At 35.9% G+C, this 17,940-nt stretch carries 15 protein-coding genes; 6 read left to right on the top strand and 9 right to left on the bottom strand.

The genetic code is table 11. From position 1 onward, the window contains the following. The first annotated feature begins 321 nt into the window (after window positions 1-321). Window positions 322-1,164 carry a M57 family metalloprotease gene (locus RM539_RS16195; RefSeq protein ID WP_311504461.1) on the top strand — a complete coding sequence of 281 codons (843 nt, stop codon included), beginning with the start codon at window positions 322-324 and terminating at the stop codon, window positions 1,162-1,164. Window positions 1,165-1,312: 148 nt separating this feature from the next. Here RM539_RS16195 and RM539_RS16190 read toward each other — a convergent pair whose 3' ends face one another. From RM539_RS16190 to RM539_RS16175, 4 genes are all read right to left on the bottom strand, one after another. Next, the gene (locus tag RM539_RS16190; RefSeq protein ID WP_311504460.1) at window positions 1,313-1,837 is read right to left on the bottom strand and encodes a hypothetical protein; all 525 of its coding nucleotides are present in this window, start codon (window positions 1,835-1,837) and stop codon (window positions 1,313-1,315) included. Between the two features lie 314 nt (window positions 1,838-2,151). After that, window positions 2,152-2,988 carry a hypothetical protein gene (locus RM539_RS16185; protein ID WP_311504459.1) on the bottom strand — a complete coding sequence of 279 codons (837 nt, stop codon included), beginning with the start codon at window positions 2,986-2,988 and terminating at the stop codon, window positions 2,152-2,154. 368 nt (window positions 2,989-3,356) lie between these two features. Further along, window positions 3,357-5,543 (bottom strand): glutamine synthetase III family protein, encoded by a 2,187-nt coding sequence (locus RM539_RS16180; RefSeq protein WP_311504458.1) that lies wholly within the window; start codon window positions 5,541-5,543, stop codon window positions 3,357-3,359. 118 nt (window positions 5,544-5,661) lie between these two features. Further along, window positions 5,662-6,609 carry a calcium/sodium antiporter gene (locus RM539_RS16175; RefSeq protein WP_311504457.1) on the bottom strand — a complete coding sequence of 316 codons (948 nt, stop codon included), beginning with the start codon at window positions 6,607-6,609 and terminating at the stop codon, window positions 5,662-5,664. A gap of 122 nt (window positions 6,610-6,731) precedes the next feature. Between RM539_RS16175 and RM539_RS16170 the strand changes: the two genes are divergently transcribed. The 4 genes from RM539_RS16170 (at window position 6,732) to RM539_RS16155 (ending at window position 10,435) form a co-directional block, all read left to right on the top strand. Continuing rightward, a complete protein-coding gene (locus tag RM539_RS16170) occupies window positions 6,732-7,733 on the top strand; it encodes a carboxypeptidase-like regulatory domain-containing protein (RefSeq protein WP_311504456.1) in 1,002 nt (333 codons plus the stop codon). A gap of 88 nt (window positions 7,734-7,821) precedes the next feature. Next, entirely contained in the window at window positions 7,822-8,184 is a 363-nt protein-coding gene (locus RM539_RS16165) for a BlaI/MecI/CopY family transcriptional regulator (RefSeq protein ID WP_311504455.1), read from the top strand. Further along, the gene (locus RM539_RS16160; RefSeq protein ID WP_311504454.1) at window positions 8,184-10,148 is read left to right on the top strand and encodes a M56 family metallopeptidase; all 1,965 of its coding nucleotides are present in this window, start codon (window positions 8,184-8,186) and stop codon (window positions 10,146-10,148) included. The genes RM539_RS16165 and RM539_RS16160 overlap by 1 nt, the downstream gene beginning before the upstream one ends. A 134-nt stretch (window positions 10,149-10,282) precedes the next feature. Continuing rightward, the gene (locus RM539_RS16155; protein WP_311504453.1) at window positions 10,283-10,435 is read left to right on the top strand and encodes an SsrA-binding protein; all 153 of its coding nucleotides are present in this window, start codon (window positions 10,283-10,285) and stop codon (window positions 10,433-10,435) included. 33 nt (window positions 10,436-10,468) lie between these two features. On the opposite strand, the gene RM539_RS16150 is transcribed toward RM539_RS16155, so the two are convergent. From RM539_RS16150 to RM539_RS16130, 5 genes are all read right to left on the bottom strand, one after another. Beyond that, window positions 10,469-11,119, bottom strand: coding sequence for a flavodoxin family protein (locus RM539_RS16150; RefSeq protein WP_311504452.1), 651 nt, complete (start codon window positions 11,117-11,119; stop codon window positions 10,469-10,471). A 459-nt stretch (window positions 11,120-11,578) separates the two neighbouring features. Further along, window positions 11,579-12,322 (bottom strand): SDR family oxidoreductase, encoded by a 744-nt coding sequence (locus RM539_RS16145; RefSeq protein ID WP_311504451.1) that lies wholly within the window; start codon window positions 12,320-12,322, stop codon window positions 11,579-11,581. A gap of 418 nt (window positions 12,323-12,740) precedes the next feature. Beyond that, entirely contained in the window at window positions 12,741-13,493 is a 753-nt protein-coding gene (locus tag RM539_RS16140) for a TrkA C-terminal domain-containing protein (protein ID WP_311504450.1), read from the bottom strand. 585 nt (window positions 13,494-14,078) lie between these two features. Beyond that, the gene (gene tnpA / locus RM539_RS16135) at window positions 14,079-14,516 is read right to left on the bottom strand and encodes an IS200/IS605 family transposase (RefSeq protein WP_311504449.1); all 438 of its coding nucleotides are present in this window, start codon (window positions 14,514-14,516) and stop codon (window positions 14,079-14,081) included. 849 nt (window positions 14,517-15,365) lie between these two features. Next, window positions 15,366-16,514, bottom strand: coding sequence for a peptide-N-glycosidase F-related protein (locus tag RM539_RS16130; RefSeq protein ID WP_311504448.1), 1,149 nt, complete (start codon window positions 16,512-16,514; stop codon window positions 15,366-15,368). 350 nt (window positions 16,515-16,864) lie between these two features. Here RM539_RS16130 and RM539_RS16125 point away from each other — a divergent pair, with 350 nt between their 5' ends. After that, complete coding sequence (locus RM539_RS16125; RefSeq protein ID WP_311504447.1) at window positions 16,865-17,908, top strand: alpha-L-fucosidase; 1,044 nt, start codon at window positions 16,865-16,867, stop codon at window positions 17,906-17,908. The last annotated feature ends 32 nt before the right edge of the window (window positions 17,909-17,940 follow it).

The raw sequence follows: 17,940 nt of genomic DNA, 5'->3' as shown, positions 1-17,940 counted from the left end.
TTGTTTTACTAAGCTACAGGGAAATATATTAGGGAAATAAATTATTCGACAAACAGTGCAGATTCTAGTTAAACGTATATTTTTAACATTAAACTTCAAATCTCTGTGCTGTAACTTGATTATAGATATGAAAAATACCTTAATGGCAATCTACAAAAATTTAAATAAAATGCAACATAATTTCTGTTTTACAGAGAATATTCCTACAAAATTGAGATTTTGAAGAAAAAATTAAAACTAATTGTTTGCAGATACTAATAAATTATCTAGGTTTGGTATGAGTGAAATATTTTACTTTTTATTAACCTTAATTTTTAATTTATGAAAATCCAAAAACTATTACTTCTCGCAGCAATTATTCTAGCTGCTTCATGCCAAAAAGAAGAAGAGGTAACTAATACTTCTGAATCTTCTTCTATCCAGGATTCTAAAGTTTCCAAAGAAATAATTGAAAAAATAGAATCTTTGAACTTCAATTCTGAAGGAGTGGAAAAGGTTGAACTGCAACTACCCGGCGGGGAAAAAAAAGTTTCTTACCTAATTGAAGGTGATATAACCTTAGATGCTGAACAACTAAACAATATGAAAGCCGGAGATGTTACCGATAAGCAGTACAGGACCTATAGTCTTGTTTATTCTCCTAGGGTTATACAGGTAGTAGGCTGGACAGGATTAGGGTCTGGGCAGAATCTTACTGACAAGCAACAGCAGGCTTTAGAAAACGCAGTAGAAAATTACAATGCTCTTGATCTTGGACTTACTTTTGAACTTAGTTTTACTAATGATCAGAGCCAGGCTGATATTCTGATATTTCAGGTTCCCGATGGTTCAGTAGGTGGTAGTGCAGGTTTCCCAACTGGAGGTGATCCATATCCTTTTGTTCAAATTTATTCCGGAATGGAACAATACAGCCTGGAAGTAAATACTCATGTTATGACGCATGAAATAGGTCACACCCTTGGATTACGCCATACCGACTGGTTTACAAGAGAAAGCTGCGGAAGGCCAAGTTTTGGTGAATTAGCGAATCCTACAGGAGCCGTACATATTCCCGGAACACCTTTTAGATTAGATCCTAATTCCATTATGCTTTCCTGTTTCAGCACAAGTGAAGATGGAGAGTTTGGAGAATATGATGTAGTTGCCCTGGAATATCTTTACTAAGAAAATATTTTTAGCATATTTAAAGCCCTACCTGATTTCTCAGGTAGGGCTTTTTTAATATATTATCTATGATTATAGTGACCTGTTTAGCTATAGGGTATTTATCCACGTGATTAGTATTTGTATTGTCTTGTTTCAAAATAAGAGTTCATTGATAACTCCTTATAATTAATGATTTTGAATCTCCTTTAATATTGAATTCTAGCTGGTTAGTAATAGAATTAGTACCATACTTAAGAACCTCATTTTTATTCCCATTTTGATAAAGATTAAATTCGGCAGTTTTATAAGATGTGTAGGTGTGATCCTGAAGGTAATTATTATTACCAATCTGGATTACGTTATATCTCACCTTTTCGGCCTGTAAATCTATATAAATTTCGTTCTCCATTCCATCCTGAATTAATTTTGCCTGGCCGGTACTGGAAGAAATCGCAGATTTTACAAAGTTATTTTCACCTAATTGTTCTATGAAAATATTATTTTGAAAGAATACACGATCAATTTGGGATTCAGCTATTTTCAAATTTTGAAAAGTATGGATGGTATATTGTTGTTCCTTATTTACATGCCCTAATTCTGAAGTCATTCTTCCCGTTTCCTGTGAAAACGCCAGTAACGAAGCAGAAAAATAAATAAACCCTAAAACACTAATATTTTTTATTAAATTCATGGCATTATTTTATTAGTCTTTGTTGAAAGTTATTTTCACATCATCCTATCTTAACTAAATTAATTACTATTACAGCCTCACTTATATTCTTTCGCTGACCATCGTTTTTACTTGATTGTATAAAAAAAGTAATAGGATCTAATAGTACTAACGTATTTAAAAGCTCTTTTCATGATTGATTCTCTTCTAGTTCAACTTAATTTCATTAATAAGAAAAGCATGAGAGCTAGCAATTGCCCCATGCTCTTCTTATTCTTTTATAAGTACTAAGAATATTTACAGTTGTAAAATTCTACTTTTTGCTCCAAAAATTACTAATTTGTTCTCCCATAAGAACCACGAGACGACGCATGATCCAGTTGTTCTACAGTAGAAATATTCCCACTTCCGGTTTGTTTTACATTACTCCCTTGATTAGTGCCATTTTGAGTCACCATAGATTGGTTGTACTCTCCGCTCTGATTCACAATACTTTCATGTGAGAAACCGTATTGCCAAACCTCTGAACTGTTGTTAGAACCTCTATCGGGATATCCTGCAAGTCCATTTTGATTTACAGTTGAAATGTTCTCATCTCCATCTTGCCACACAAGAGAGGAATTATTTGCACCTCCTCTTTGTGTAACATAACTGTCGTTGTCGTTACCAATTTGGTCGACATAAGAACTAGAAGAACCAGTTTGATATACATCACTATAGTTACGGTCACCCCCTAATTGATCAACTGAAGAAAACGCCAGAGACCCGGTTTGTTCTACATAACTCTGATGTTCACTTCCTAATTGATCTACATAAGAGGTATTTGGTCCATCTCCATCTTGTGCTACCTGAGAAATATTGTCGCTACCAATTTGTTCAACATCACTTTTGTGAGGTCCCAACGTTACACCACCAATACCTTGAGCAACATCTGATTCGTTACCAGAACCGTCTTGAAGAACAGTACTAGTTGAACCACCTCCATGCTGCATGACATAAGAGTTGTTCCCATCGCCCCCTAATTGATCTACATTAGAAGTTTGATTACGCCCATTTTGATAGACAGTAGATTCTTGAGCATTACCGTTTTGATCAACGGTACTTTCATTGTTTTGAGCAAATCCAATTACTCCAATCATTAGCGCTGCTGCGCTTAAAACTACTTTTTTCATAATTTAAAATATTTAATGGTTAAAATTGATTACAAAATTTAAAGCAGGAATAAGATGATGGAGCCTTGAGATCATTAATAATTCTTTAACGAATATAGAACTATAAGCCCTACAAATTAAAATTTTTCGATAAACAACCTTAATTTTAGTTAAAATATTATCAATAATATATTTATACCACTATTTGGTTAGGAAATATTTAATATAATAACAACTTAAATGTAAGAAACCGGGGGTGCACTTATTTGAAATACATGGATGTCACCTTCTTTATGAATAGCACAGAACAAGAAAACATGAATAAGTTAAAATATAAAAGCCACCCTGCTAATGCAACGTGGCTTTTATATTTTAGTTAGGAAAGACGTTTATCTTGTAAACAACAACTCTCTATATTTGGTCAATGGCCATAATTCGTCATCAACCAATAGTTCAAGCTTGTCGCAGTGATATCTAATTTCTTCAAAGAATGGACGTACATCATCACAATAGGCGAATGCCTTTTCTTCAGCATCTTCTATCTGATTAGCGACTTTACGGGCGTCTATCATTTCCCCAACTTTACTGTTTATGGCAGCAATGTGAGTTGAAATATTTTCAATAATATCCAATTGTTCATCGGCATGCTGTTTATAATGTTCAGCATAAATCTCTTTGATCCCGCGTACGTTCTTAATCAGGATATTTTGATACCTGATTGCAGTTGGAATAATATGGTTTCTGGCAATATCTCCAAGGATTCTGCCTTCAATCTGAATACGCATGGCATATTCTTCCAGCTCAATTTCGTGACGCGCTTCAATTTCCACCTTATTCATCACTTCAAGTTCTTCGTATAACTTGATGGTTTTCTCTGAAACCTGAACTTTAAGTGCCTGTGGAGTTCTTCTATTATTACTTAAGCCTCTTTTTTCTGCTTCCTTTTCCCAGGCTTCACCATAACCGTCTCCTTCGAACCTGATTTTTTTAGATTCCTTAATATATTCCCTAAGCACATTAAAGATCGCATCATCTTTCTTCATTTTCTTATCCTTGATGAGCTTATCTACCTCTACTTTAAAATCTTTCAGTTGTTTAGCCAATATAGAATTCAAAACAGTCATAGGACTGGCACAATTCTGCAAAGATCCAACAGCTCTAAATTCAAATTTATTACCTGTAAAAGCAAAAGAAGAAGTCCTGTTACGATCTGTATTATCCAATAAGATTTCAGGAATTTTACCTACTACATTTAATTTGAGTTCGGTTTTTTCCTGAGGAGATAATTTTCCGTCAGTCACTTTTTCAAGTTCATCAAGCACAGCAGTTAGCTGAGACCCTATAAAGACAGAAATTATAGCCGGAGGTGCTTCATTGGCTCCAAGCCTGTGATCGTTGGAAGCACTTGCTATGGATGCTCTAAGTAATTCCTCATTATCATGAACAGCCTTAATAATATTAACAAAGAAGGTAAGAAACTGGAGGTTTTTCATAGGAGTACTACCTGGAGAAAGAAGATTTGTTCCGGTATCTGTTCCTAAAGACCAGTTATTGTGTTTCCCACTACCATTAATTCCGGCAAAGGGCTTTTCATGTAGTACTACTTTGAAGTGATGCTTCTCAGCTGTTTTGCTCATAATATCCATAATAAGGGAATTATGATCTACAGCAAGATTCGCCTCTTCAAAAATAGGAGCAAGTTCAAACTGATTTGGTGCCACCTCATTATGCCTTGTTTTTACAGGAATTCCAAGCTTCATACACTCAATTTCCAGATCTCTCATAAAGGCCAGTATTCTTGAAGGAATAGAACCAAAATAGTGATCGTCCAGTTGCTGTCCTTTTGCAGGAGAATGTCCTAACAAGGTACGTCCGGCCAATTGTAAATCTGGACGGGTTACCGCCAAAGCAGAATCAATTAAGAAATATTCCTGCTCCCACCCAAGGGTCGCATTTACTTTAGTCACATTTTTATCAAAATACTTTGCAACTGCAGTAGCCGATTGATCTACTGCCTGAAGTGCACGTAGCAAAGGAGTTTTATAATCTAATGCTTCCCCTGTATAGGAAACAAAAACTGTAGGAATACATAAAGTGGTTCCCCAGATGAAGGCGGGAGATGTAGGATCCCAGGCAGTATAGCCCCGGGCTTCAAACGTATTTCTAATTCCACCATTAGGAAAGCTGGAAGCATCAGGTTCCTGCTGCACAAGGGCTCCACCTCCAAATTTTTCTATAGCCCCACCATCTCCGGTAGTTTCAAAGAAGGCATCATGCTTTTCAGCAGTTGAACCCGTTAAAGGCTGAAACCAGTGTGTGTAGTGGGTGGCTCCCTTAGCCATTGCCCATTGCTTCATTCCTGAAGAGATATGCTCGGCTACTCCCCGGTCTATTTTTGATCCATTTTTAATAGCGTCTAATACACTGGTGTAAGCTTCTTTTGTAAGGAACTGTTTCATTATTGAAGTGTTGAAGACATTACTCCCGAACAATTCTGATCTTTTAGAAGGTTCTTCAATCTTCACCGCACTCCGGTTGAATGTTTGTTTTAAAGCTTCAAATCTTAAGGTTGACATATTGCGTTGTTTGATATTTTAAAAGTTGCCTGCCAATTTAAAAATTTTTATCCATCCCCCCTAAAATTAGATCCTATTTTAAGAAGAATTAAATATTTCGCATTACACCCCCCTAAATTTATCCTAAAAATGCAAGACTCACAAAAATTGTATATCCTACAAATAATATGATACCCTTATACCTGCCCATTTCCAGTTTAACAGGTAAAAAAGCCAGTGGAATTAAAATAAATGCCACCCCAATCATCCAGAAAATATCATTGCTGAGGATTGCTTCAGATTGAATATAGATAGGTTGTATTAAAGCAGTAATTCCCAATACCGAGGCTATATTAAAAATGTTAGAACCTATCAGGTTACCAAGAGAAAGCGCTTTTTCCTTTTTTAATGCAGCCATTACAGAAGCAGCAAGTTCGGGTACGCTTGTTCCAATGGCAATCATAGTTACTGAAATTACTCTTTCACTTACTCCCAGTTTTGTTGCGAGATCTACCGCTCCGCTTACCAAAAGCTCAGATCCTCCGTACAATGCGGCTCCCCCTATTAGCAGCCACAAGACGATCTTAAAAACAGAAACAGCCTGCAGGGATTCATCTACCTCTTCTACCACCACATCCTTTTTTTTACGAGACCTTGTAATAAGAATTATCAGGTAGGTCACTATTCCTAAAAGAAAAGCCACACCTTCAATCCGGGAAATATTCTGACCGCTTTTCAGAAAAAAATAGAGGGCAATAGAAAAAATCATCATTACCGGCCAGTTAAAACGATAAAAATCACGATCTATTCCCAATGGAGTAATAATTGCCGTTATGCCCAGTACCAGCGCAATATTGGCAATATTTGAACCTATAACATTACCCAGAGAGATGTCGCTAAATCCCTGCACAGCAGCCTGCAGGCTCACCAGTAATTCGGGTGCTGAAGTAGCAAAAGACACTACCGTAAGCCCAATCACCATTCTTGAAAGGTTAAGCTTAAAAGATAGAGCTACAGAAGATCTTACCAGAAATTCCCCTCCAATTACTAAAAGAACCAGACCTACAAGAATAAATATTACGCTCATTTACTTTTTTATGCGAAGATAACAGAATCTTTTAAAGCTAAATAAGTACAGGAATCCGTATTAAAACTAAAAATCAAGTTGAATAACTATATTCGTAGTTTTATATTAAGAATTCTACAACTATGCTAAAAACTTTTATTCTTTCACTATTGTTCGTTTATGTCAATGTCGCAACCAGTCAGGAGAAACTGAGAGGTATTATATATAATGCAGAAGATTCAACTGCTGTCTTTGGAGCATCAGTATATTTTGACGGCACAAGCATTGGCGTCTCTTCAAATAAAGACGGCACTTTTGCTTTAAATAAACCTTCGGAAATACTAGCACCCCTGGTTATTAGTTCCCTCGGGTTTGAAACTGTAGTAATCAAAGATTACGATCGATACACTTCCTACCTGCCTCCTGTTTACTTAAAGCCGGGCAAAGAACAACTGGCAACTGTAAATATTGAAGCCGATCCATGGAGCCGGGAGAAAAAACTTAAAATTTTCAGGAGAGAGTTTATTGGCAGCACCAAAGAAGCAAAAGATTGTTTTATTGAAAATGAAGAAGTAGTAAAACTCACTTATCGCCCTTCTACAGAAGTTTTAACTGCTTATTCAAATGAACCACTTAATATAACAAATAAATATTTAGGTTATCAGGTAAAGTATAATCTGCAAAATTTTAAAATACAGTTCAGCATAGGAACTTCCGGTATTCAGTTTACTCATTTTGTATATTATGATGGCACAAGTTTTTTTCAAGAACTTAAAGAAAAGACAAAGCGAAAGATTTTAAGGCACCGGAAAAGAATTTATAACGGCTCCATTCTCCAATTTATGAGAAGCCTCGCCACAAAAGATCTGGAAAATAACAATTTTGATATTTACCACGACCGCTATAAGGTGCCTCCGTATAAATATATAAAGCTCAGTAAAAGGAATAATTTAGTTGAAGTAAAACTGCTTACCGATAAAATTATCATACTTCACAAAAACAAAAACCAATCTGCCATGAGTACAGAAGGAACTTTTGTAATAGATGCTTTGGGCAATCACAGTCCTCCACAGAATGTAATTTTTAGTGGTGTTATGTCAAACGGCAGGACCGCTCACCTACTTCCGCTAGATTACCAACAATAAAAAAACTATATTTTTAGTAATTAAACTATTTTTATAGTTATATTAGCAAAATATTCTTGGAAATTTCTGAACATCAATTTTCAGCATTATGGAAAAACTTACCAATAAAGAAGAGGAAATAATGGCAATCTTATGGAAGCTGGAAAAGGCTTTTGTAAAAGAAATCCTGCCTGAGATTACAGAGCAGAAACTTCATTACAATACCGTTTCCACAATTGTAAGAAATCTGGAAGAGAAAGGTTTTGTTTCGTATAATGCCTATGGAAACACTCACCAATACTATCCTGTAGTTTCCAGAGAAGCTTACCGGAAGCAGTTTATGACACAGGCCACCAAGAAATTCTTTGACGACTCTTATAAAAGTGTGGTTTCGTTTTTTGCTAAAGAAGAAAAAATTAGTGCTGAGGAGTTACGGGAGATACTGGATATTATTGAAAAAAAGAATAAGTGATGGAAAATTTTCTAATTTACCTACTCAAAAGTGCGGGCATTTTAAGTATTTTTTGCCTGAGTTACTATCTTTTTCTACGGAAGGAGACTTTTTTTATTCTAAACAGAAGTTTTCTTCTGGGTGGTATTCTTGCTTCTTTTATTCTTCCCCTAATTTATTTTACCAAAACTGTTTACGTTGAAGCTATAACCATGCCGGGCAACTATAGTATCGATATGGAAGATAACACCTTTCCCATAGCTGAAGAGGCCACTATAAACTGGTGGCTGATTGGCGGACTAATATATTTTACTGTAGCTGCCTTTTTCCTGATCCGGACAGGTATTCAACTTTTTCAAATTTGGAGGATCATAAAGCTGAATGGAAAGAAACCGGAAAACGATTACAGTCTCATTGATATGGGCGGCGATTCGGCTCCATTTTCTTTTTTCAAATATATTTTCATTAATCCCGATGCTCATTCCCACAGGGAAATGAGGCTTATTCTAGAGCACGAAAAAGTACATGCCCGCCAATTACATTCCGCAGATATTCTTCTGGCAAATATTACTGCCGCTATACTGTGGTTTAACCCGTTTAGCTGGCTCTTCAGAAAGTTTATTGAACAAAATCTTGAATTTATCGCCGACCGCAGAACAGTTGCAGGCACTAATTCTACTAAGGAATATCAGCATACTTTGGTAAAGAATTCCATTGCTGGTATGCACCCGGAATTGACTAATTCCTTTTATCAATCATTCATCAAAAAACGAATAGTTATGCTTAACAAAAAAAATGACAATCAAAGAAACACCTGGAAAATTGTATTAGTTTTCCCTTTCCTCCTCACTTTTATGCTTTTATCTAATGTAAAAACTGAAGCACGAATTAAGAATTCTTCAACAACACCTGCATCTCTTCAGGTTTATCCTTCGGAAGAGAAAGATTTGCTTGCCACTATGGGAAGAGCTCCCCTCTATATTCTTGATGGTGAAAGCTATTCCGCTAAAGAATTACATGGCAAACATCTTTCTTTTGAAGAAATTTCAGGCCTTTCCCCAGCAGATGCTATTGCAGAATATGGTACTGAAGCTAAGGATGGAGCACTCATTTTAAAGGGTGCCGAAATAATTGATGATTTTTCAAAAGAAGCTCAAAGAATAGATCTTCAGAAAAAAGAGGTAAAACGGAAATATATTAAAGTAAGCCCTGGGTATGAAAAACCGGTACTAGTTACACTAGACAACAAACCCCAGGTAAAACATGAAGTTACAATAAAGGTGCACGAAAATAAAATTACTGGCGTTGGCAGTAAAAAAACCGATAGTTCATCAACATTCGCCGTAAAAAAAGCAGGCAATTCAAACACAGATTCTACCAATGTCATTTACGGCAATGGCATTATAAGAAACGAAACAACATCATCTAAAAGTAACGGGGAGGTAATTGTAGTTGGTTATAGCCAACCCAACCACCCACATGATATTAATGCCTATGAAGGCACGGAAAGTAACGAGCAGGAAGCAAAAGAATATGCACAAACTCAGGAAAAGAAACCTCTTTTTATAGTTGATGGAAAAATAATGGATGAGGACTTTGATCATAAAGAGCTTGATGCAAATAAAATTGCCAGCATTAACGTTCTGAAGGGTGATAAGGCAATAAAGAAATATGGAAAAAAAGCTGCTAATGGAGCCGTGCAGATATTTACCAAAAAAAACAGCATAAATAAAACAGGAATTATTACCTCCTCTTCTACTGAAGCAGACCTGGAACAACTGAAACGAAGACTCAAAAAAGAAGCCAGCCTCGAGGTTACTTACAATAGTATTAAAAGGAACAGTGATGGAAAAATCACTGAAATTGAAGTAGGTATAAGAAGCAAAACAGCTAACAGCTCTGCCTCTTTTTCAGTAGAAAGTGGAATCCCTGATATTATTGTGGGCATCCAGGCTGGTACAACGATAGTAAGAGCCGGTGAATAAATCAGCTAGCATTTTCAGAGAGATTGTTAATGAAGATTATAAACTCCTACTGGAGCAGATAATTAAGAAAGGGGGAGAGCATTCTTCTAACAATCTCTTTGGATATTGTTTATATTTGGGAGAAAGGAACAGTAATGAAAAAGAAAATCTTTCAAATACTCGCAGGGCTAAATAAGAAAATATTTCCCAGTTACAGTAAGAATCAGTTAGACCTGCAAAAAGCCAGCAAAATACAGAAAGTCATTATAGGCTGGAAACTTTGGGTAACAAAGAATTCCCTGGATTAACCAATCATTTTTCTGTCCATTACCGCATAGCCATTATTCACTCATTTTTTTAGCCTTTTCCTCCAGTTTATTCACCTGCGTTGGATACGGATTTTCCTTTAATGCTTTAGCAAGATGCACCATATTATGAACCATTAGCAGGATCATATTATTAGTAAACTCATGTTTATCACCTTCTGCCTCTATATAACTTGGCCCTGGTCCTGCTTTACCCACATAATAGGTAAATCCGTTAACCGGTATAGAGAAGCCATGTTCAGACAGATCAAAAGTGATGCTGGAAATAGCCTTTTTCGCGCCATCTTCATTTCCATCTACCATTACTCCGGCAACTTTATTATAGGTAGGAAATTGGCCGTTCTCATCATTAGCCTCTTCCATAATACCATCAAAACGCTCTGCTACCAACTTAGCCACGGCGCTGCGATCACCCCGCCAGATGGGAGTCGCAATAATTAGCATATCTGCTGCTTTTACTTTTTGAAGAACAGTGGGCCAGGCATCTCCCTGTCCTTCATCTGAAGTATTTCCAAATTTTACATCATAATCTACAACCCTTACAACTTCAGTGTTTACATTAAGTTCGTGAAAAAATTTTTCAGCATTTTTTATAAATGCTCCTGTATTGGAAGTTGCAGGAGACTTCTTTAATGTACAATTTAAAAATAGTGCCTTTAGTGCCATGATTTTCTTTTTTAAATTAGTTTAGCTGAACTTATTAATTTTCTGATTCAATCGCAGTTAAACTCGGGTTAAAGAAGATAATGAATCTATTAATATGCAAATAAGAATTCTCCAGGCTTTTAATAAAGATACCATACACTCGAAATTTAAAAATTGTCGTTCTTAAGTATTGACCGGTATTCAACAAAAATTTTATCAGGAAAAAATTAATACCGGCCATTGAAGATGAGGATAAATATTATTGCTTTCGCAAAGCCCTGCCTACCTCTATCATTCAATTTTAGCTCCCGGAATCCAGGTACAACTATTACGTGGCCCAGAAGAACATCCTGTTTGTAAGGTTTAACAAAAACGGCAACTGCTCTCCGTTAATGTTGAACCTCTTCCATAAAAAATCCTTTAGAAAAATTCTAAAGGACTTTTTAACTAGACTGCTCTAATTTGAAAATTTGAAATTCCCTAAAACTCCTGAACTGTCGGGCGAATAACTATTTCATTTACATCTACATCATTAGGCTGCTCAATTGCATATACTACAGCTCTGGCAATAGAATCTGCCGGAATAGCCTGCTTGTAAAATTCCTTTACATTCTCAGCACTTTCGTCATGGCTGCTACCAAATTTTAGTTCAGACTCTATAGCTCCGGGTTCTATGGTTGTGGTTCTTATATTACCTCCAACTTCATGTCTTAAACCTTCAGAAATGGCTCTTACTGCATACTTGGTTCCACTATAAACCGTACCACCGGGACTAAATACTTTGATGCCTGCTACTGAAGATAAATTAATAAAATGTCCATACCCCTGTTCCTGGAATACTGGTAAAGCAGCAGAAATTCCATATAAGACACCTTTGATATTTATATCTATCATTTTGTCCCATTCTTCTACTTTGTCTTCAGCAATTGGAGCAATAGCCATCAAGCCGGCATTGTTTATCAGAACATCTATTTTGCCATATTCCCTTTTAGTTGTTTCAATAAGATTTTTAACTTCTTCTCTATTTGTAACATCTGTTTTTACAACAAATACTTCTCCTCCATTTTTCTGAATATCTTCAGCAATAGCCTGGAGTTTCTCCTTACGCCTCGCAGCTATAATCACCTTTGCTCCTTTAGAGGCAAGGTGACGTGCAGTATGTTCTCCCAATCCGCTGCTTCCACCTGTAACTATTACTACCTTTCCTTTAATATTATCTTCCATAATAATTTCAATTTAATATTGTTTAAAGGAACTAATTTAAGGCACATTGCGCCCGATATCTAAGGTTCATTTATGATTGTAAATATTTTAACCAGCTTTATTAACCTACATCAAGAGGAATTCTTAACAGGAATATAAAATTTGATAAATTTATTCTATACTTCTACCAAATATCAAAATTCAGGTCTCCAGATTGATTCAAGATATATTAAGAGAACCAAAAACTTCAACTTTTCTATATGCAGAACTGGATCATCAACAAAATGTAGCAATCGTGGAATGAATATATATCTCTAGCGGCGGTACCGTGTTTGGAACCTCCAAAATTTGTGCATTTAATATAAATTAGCAGAAGTATTGTACTTATCTACCTTTAAAATATTCTATAAAAAATTGTTGATTTAGTTGCTTTCCTACTTTATTTCCCCTGTTCCTTTTTTAGCTGATTTTCTTTTTTCACATACTCTTTATGCTGAATATCACCTTCCATATGTTTGGATCTGTTATAGATATTTTTAAAAACTTCCGCTTTTCCATAAAGCGTAATTACATCACCCGGCAGGATTTTTGAGTTTCCTGAGGGCGAGCCTAAATAATCTTTACCCTTACGGTCTATTCCCAGCACGGTAATGCCTTCTTTCCTCAGCTCAAGTTCAATCAAAGTTTTATTAGCCAGCCAGCTATCGGCTTCCACTCTTTTTTCACTTACATGGTAATTATCATGTAAATGCAGTACCGCGGCATAGTCCTGAACGTTGATATCAGTATATTTTTGTAGCATCCTGTTAATCAATTTTGAAAGACCACGATCTACCCAATCACTTCTAATTGCCCACCAAAGAAAACCAAGCCCACCTACCACAATAAGCAGTCCGTAAAGCTTAGAGGTTAAGGTATCGGGAAGTACAAAAGTGAGGATTAAGGAAGACATTGCGGTTACAATGCCGGCATTACCAATGAGCATTAAGGTGTAAACGATTTTTCTACGAACCGGGTGGTTCATTATTTTCTCAGATTCTGAAGTACTATACCCCGTACCGGTATATGCTGAACGTGCCTGAAACCTGGCACTTTGTGTAGAAAGGCCGGTATGGGCCAGGGCGATCGCCGCAACCCTGGTTATGAGAGCAAATATGGTAATAATCAGGAACAAGGTGATAGCAGCAATCATACTCGAGTTTTTTATAACCTGAAATATAAAAATAAGTCATGAAATAATGTAAAAGCCAAAAGCCTCAATATTACTAAGAATGAGATTATATATTTCAGGGTCCTCTTAATTAAAACCTTTTGAATAAATCTGTCAGTTTTTATCGCACAAGAATTTGCTGCGTCTGCCGGTAAAGCACCTGAAGGTTTTAGATTGGACCACAAATAGCCGCTTCAGCGATATATTGAAAGGCGTGGGATGAGCCTATCCACAGGAAGAAAAAGGGAGGTGTTAAAATGCCCGATTATAAGTTTCATGGAGGATATTCCCTATCTTGTCAGCTTCAGCGGTGCTGCTACCCGTAATTTTTAGCAGAACCAGCTGTTATATTCTTTAGACTGGAAATCTATCTAATCAGCCTATGTAGACAAAATGCGAACTTAAAATTTAAATTTTGAGACAAAAAAATCGCAATCCCTTTATTTATTGAGCATTGCGATTGATTTAGACTATAGGTGACTTTAGATTTTTACTGTTAAAAAAATGAACCACTATGGACTCCAAGTCCATAGTTTCGGGCTGGTGACTTTAAGTCACCGCTAAGGTTTAGTCTTCAATGATGAAATTCGTGCCTCCCCTATCGTCCGGTTTTCTGTGATGTTCCAAATATTCATTTACCATTTCATCAGTAATATTTCCCGTACTCCAACAACCATATCCGATTGCCCAAAAATGTCGACCCCAGTACTGCCTTTTTAACTCGGGGAACTCCTGTTGTAATTTCCGAGAACTTCTACCTTTTAATTTCTTGACTATATTGCTTATGTTCTGCGAAGGACGGTAATCTATATGCATATGCACGTGATCCTTAGATATCACGCCTTTTAATATTTCCACATCCTCAGCTTCACATATTTGTATTAAAAGGCTACGACATCGAACTTGTATATCTCCCTTTAAGACTGAATATCTGTATTTCGTGCTCCATACTATATGGGCGGTAAGAAGAGAAACGCTATGTCCATTCGACCGTTGTTCCGACATAGAACAAAGATAGTTTTTTTAGAAGCTAAAGCGAGATGCACTAAAGTGCATAGTTTGAACTATTCCTGAGACCAATAAAATAATTATTTATTCCGGAGCATTCCGAAAAAGGAAAATCTTCTAGTTGTCTAGAACGTTCTTCTTTTTGGATTCAATAATTTGCTCAGCAAGGAATTTCAGTTCTTGACCCTTAGTTTGCGGCATTTTGAGCTTAACCCATATAAGTTGGAGTACCATCATAAAAGTGAAGATTCCAAAAATTGGAGGAGCCCCAATGTTGTCTCATAAGAAAGGTAGAAAAGAGGGTTTTGCTGAAGTGAATTTTTACTAATGAAAGCAAATGTGGTAAGCGATTATTTAAATATTTCCTTTCGTCAAAAAAATCCATTTTTTATAAAAATTTTCCGGTTTTACCAGGCTTCACCATAGGTGAATAAATCTCCATCATTATTTATAAATACTTGTAGTCTGAATTCCTCTTCTAAATTCTCTTTCAAATTTAATTCTCCCTTGAAACAAGGAATATTATTTAAATTACCAAAATTCCATTGGGTCAGTCTGCGGGACCAGGAAATGCAAAAATTTTAGTTATTGGAGTAATATCGAAGATTTTAATAAGCTCGTGAAAACCATTAAAATTATTTTAAGCACAAATCTAAATCATATCTAATTATCTCTTTAATTAATGGCTTAGAGATTTTCCACCTCTCTCAGTTGCCATGAAAGCAAAATTACCCCCCTCCGCATCTAATGTTAATACTATTAATCCTATTTTCTGGTAAATCCGTTTTTTAAAATAGAAATTTTTGCCCAGAAATGATCCTTTCAAAGGTTCATACTATTTAATCCTTATATGCTCGCTCCCTGAAGATATACTGACACAGGAAAATTACCATCATCATTCGCGAAAATCGCTTCAGGAACTTTCAGCCTAAAACTATGATCCCCTGCTTCCACCATTCCTAAATCATAAGTTCTAATAGGTATGGTATTACCGGGACACCAGTTACTCCATTTATTCCAGTTTGTTCGTGGCTCTCTCCCATAAATTCCGTTTCGTTGGGTATTATAAACCCTAAATGGTTCGCAGCTTTTACCTCCCGGAGTATATTCGGCAATAAGTTGCTCATCAAAATACAAATAATGCTTTCTGCGAATATATTCTTCACCTTGGGACTGCGCCCCGTGATTGGAAATAATTACGTGCAAGCTGGCATTGCGAATATCCTTGTCTGTTTTAAACTTAAAAGTTTTATAGGATTCACCAATTTCATCTGAAGCACCTTCTTGATAATCATTAAATTGAAAATTATCGCTGATACTAAGAATATATTGATTGTGTGCAGAAGAAACGGATCCAGAAGTTTCTAAAGCAACAGTACCCTCAAAAACATCATTTCTTCCTTCACAACCTTCAACTTCCTTATTTGCCGCATAAGGCACACCCCCCAGATAAAATTTAAGGTAGAAGTCGTATTTCTTCTGCATGGCCGGGTCATTTAAAATTGCGGCCAGATTATTTACTTCAAAACTATATGGAACTTCTTTAGGCTCCTTATTTTTGTTCATAAAAGGAGTTATAAATCGTCCTATTTCTAAACGTTGTTTAACATTTGCAGAAATGAATTCTTCACCCTTTGGTACTAAATCCATAAAGAGTCCGCCAATTCGGTCATAATTATCACAACGGGCACCTATTCTGAGATTTATAGTAAGTTTTTCTCCTATACTTAAAGATTCCAGATCCAATTTTTTAGCGTAAGCCGTATTATCAATCCGAATAATTCCTTCAGGAACAGGTTCATCCACTGTCTCTGCGTAAAGATCATAAAATACAACCTCATCAAAAATTATGTCGCCTGCTATTGGTTTAACCTCAAACTTTTCCATGCCTGATCCAACCATATTTGCATTGTAAATAGAATCTTGACCTATACATAATGCAAATGGAGCGAATAGGAAAAAGAATAAAATATGTCTAAAATATTTGATAGTCATTTTCTAAATTTGATTTAATCCGAATTCGATTTTTATAATAGTTGATATTTGATTTTTAAACTATATCTTGATGGTTATAAGGAACAATTTTCTGAAAGAAATGAACGCTCCCCAAATCAAATAACAACTGTTAAAATATAGCGAAAAAGAATGTGGAGATTCACTCGATATTTACCAATATTACCATTTTGAACCGCTTTTCGTTTTTGTTATTTAAATATATAAGCTATTGTGAATAGAAAAGTGAACGATATTTGCCATGATTTGAAGTATTTATCCTCCACCCTTTTAATCTCCATAAATTCTTTTGAAGAATAATTATCTTCTTAATTAAAATAAGTGACATACAGATGAATTATAAAAAATTGTTGCTTCTAGTTTTTATTATTAGCTGCCTTTCGCTGAATGCTCAAAGAAAAACGGCTCCCCATCATTTAGAAAAAAAATCTAATACCGAATGGTTTGAAAATGCTGATTTTGGCATGTTTATTCACTTTGGCTTATATAGTGAACTCGGAGGCTTTTGGAAGAACGATACTATCCAAGGTTATGCAGAATGGATTCAGGCCAAAGCGGATATTCCATCTAAAAAATATTCTAAACTTATTAAATCTTTTAACCCTGAAAATTTTGATGCCGATGCTATTGCGAAGCTGGCGAAGAAAGCCGGAATGAAGTATTTGGTGGTCACGGCGAAACATCACGAAGGATTTTGCCTCTGGAGCAGTGATTACACTAAATTTGATATTTCAACTACGCCGTATAAAAAAGATATTATTGAGCAACTTACGGAAGCCTGTAAAAGTAACGGACTTAAATTTGGTGTTTACTACAGTATTATAGACTGGCATCATCCTACTCAGAAAACAAATAACTCTGCAAAGGATTATTGGGATAAATGGGCGCAAATTGAAATGAAGAAAGGACAATTTGAGGATTATCTGGCTTATATGAAAAATCAGCTTAGCGAGCTCATCACTGAGTATGATCCTGATATAATATGGTTTGATGGCGATTGGGTGGACTGGTGGAGTCTGGAAGAGGGTATCGCTTTATATGACTATATCAAAAATTTAAATCCTGAAATACTGGTCAATAACCGGGTGGCCAAAAGAGAATTATTCAAAAAAGATTTCGGCACTCCCGAGCAGGAACATTTAAAAAGTGGAGAAGATTACCTCTGGGAGGCCTGTTATACCTTGAATGATTCCTGGGGTTATAAAAAGGGTGATGATAATTGGAAATCTGCCAGCACGATTTATAGCAAACTTCAGGAAATTAAAGTCAACGGAGGGAATTTATTGCTAAATATTGGTCCGAAAGCTAACGGCTCCATTCCGGAAAAATCACGTTTCATACTTCTTGAAGTAGGCGAAATGCTGGAAAACGAATAAAAGTAATAGATTTATTGAATATCCGTTTGATG

This window comes from Autumnicola musiva (genome assembly GCF_031846585.1).
In the GTDB taxonomy this organism is placed as follows: Bacteria; Bacteroidota; Bacteroidia; order Flavobacteriales; family Flavobacteriaceae; genus Autumnicola; species Autumnicola musiva.
This window is presented reverse-complemented; position numbering and strand designations above follow the sequence as displayed.

Bases quoted from the DNA above. Each gene is read 5' to 3' on its own strand.
- RM539_RS16160 (WP_311504454.1), top strand. From the start codon at position 8,184: ATGGAAAATTTTCTAATTTACCTACTCAAAAGTGCGGGCATTTTAAGT.
- RM539_RS16145 (WP_311504451.1), bottom strand. From the start codon at position 12,322: ATGGAAGATAATATTAAAGGAAAGGTAGTAATAGTTACAGGTGGAAGC.
- RM539_RS16155 (WP_311504453.1), top strand. From the start codon at position 10,283: ATGAAAAAGAAAATCTTTCAAATACTCGCAGGGCTAAATAAGAAAATA.
- tnpA (WP_311504449.1), bottom strand. From the start codon at position 14,516: ATGTCGGAACAACGGTCGAATGGACATAGCGTTTCTCTTCTTACCGCC.
- RM539_RS16195 (WP_311504461.1), top strand. From the start codon at position 322: ATGAAAATCCAAAAACTATTACTTCTCGCAGCAATTATTCTAGCTGCT.
- RM539_RS16150 (WP_311504452.1), bottom strand. From the start codon at position 11,119: ATGGCACTAAAGGCACTATTTTTAAATTGTACATTAAAGAAGTCTCCT.
- RM539_RS16175 (WP_311504457.1), bottom strand. From the start codon at position 6,609: ATGAGCGTAATATTTATTCTTGTAGGTCTGGTTCTTTTAGTAATTGGA.
- RM539_RS16180 (WP_311504458.1), bottom strand. From the start codon at position 5,543: ATGTCAACCTTAAGATTTGAAGCTTTAAAACAAACATTCAACCGGAGT.
- RM539_RS16140 (WP_311504450.1), bottom strand. From the start codon at position 13,493: ATGATTGCTGCTATCACCTTGTTCCTGATTATTACCATATTTGCTCTC.
- RM539_RS16190 (WP_311504460.1), bottom strand. From the start codon at position 1,837: ATGAATTTAATAAAAAATATTAGTGTTTTAGGGTTTATTTATTTTTCT.
- RM539_RS16125 (WP_311504447.1), top strand. From the start codon at position 16,865: ATGAATTATAAAAAATTGTTGCTTCTAGTTTTTATTATTAGCTGCCTT.
- RM539_RS16185 (WP_311504459.1), bottom strand. From the start codon at position 2,988: ATGAAAAAAGTAGTTTTAAGCGCAGCAGCGCTAATGATTGGAGTAATT.
- RM539_RS16170 (WP_311504456.1), top strand. From the start codon at position 6,732: ATGCTAAAAACTTTTATTCTTTCACTATTGTTCGTTTATGTCAATGTC.
- RM539_RS16165 (WP_311504455.1), top strand. From the start codon at position 7,822: ATGGAAAAACTTACCAATAAAGAAGAGGAAATAATGGCAATCTTATGG.
- RM539_RS16130 (WP_311504448.1), bottom strand. From the start codon at position 16,514: ATGACTATCAAATATTTTAGACATATTTTATTCTTTTTCCTATTCGCT.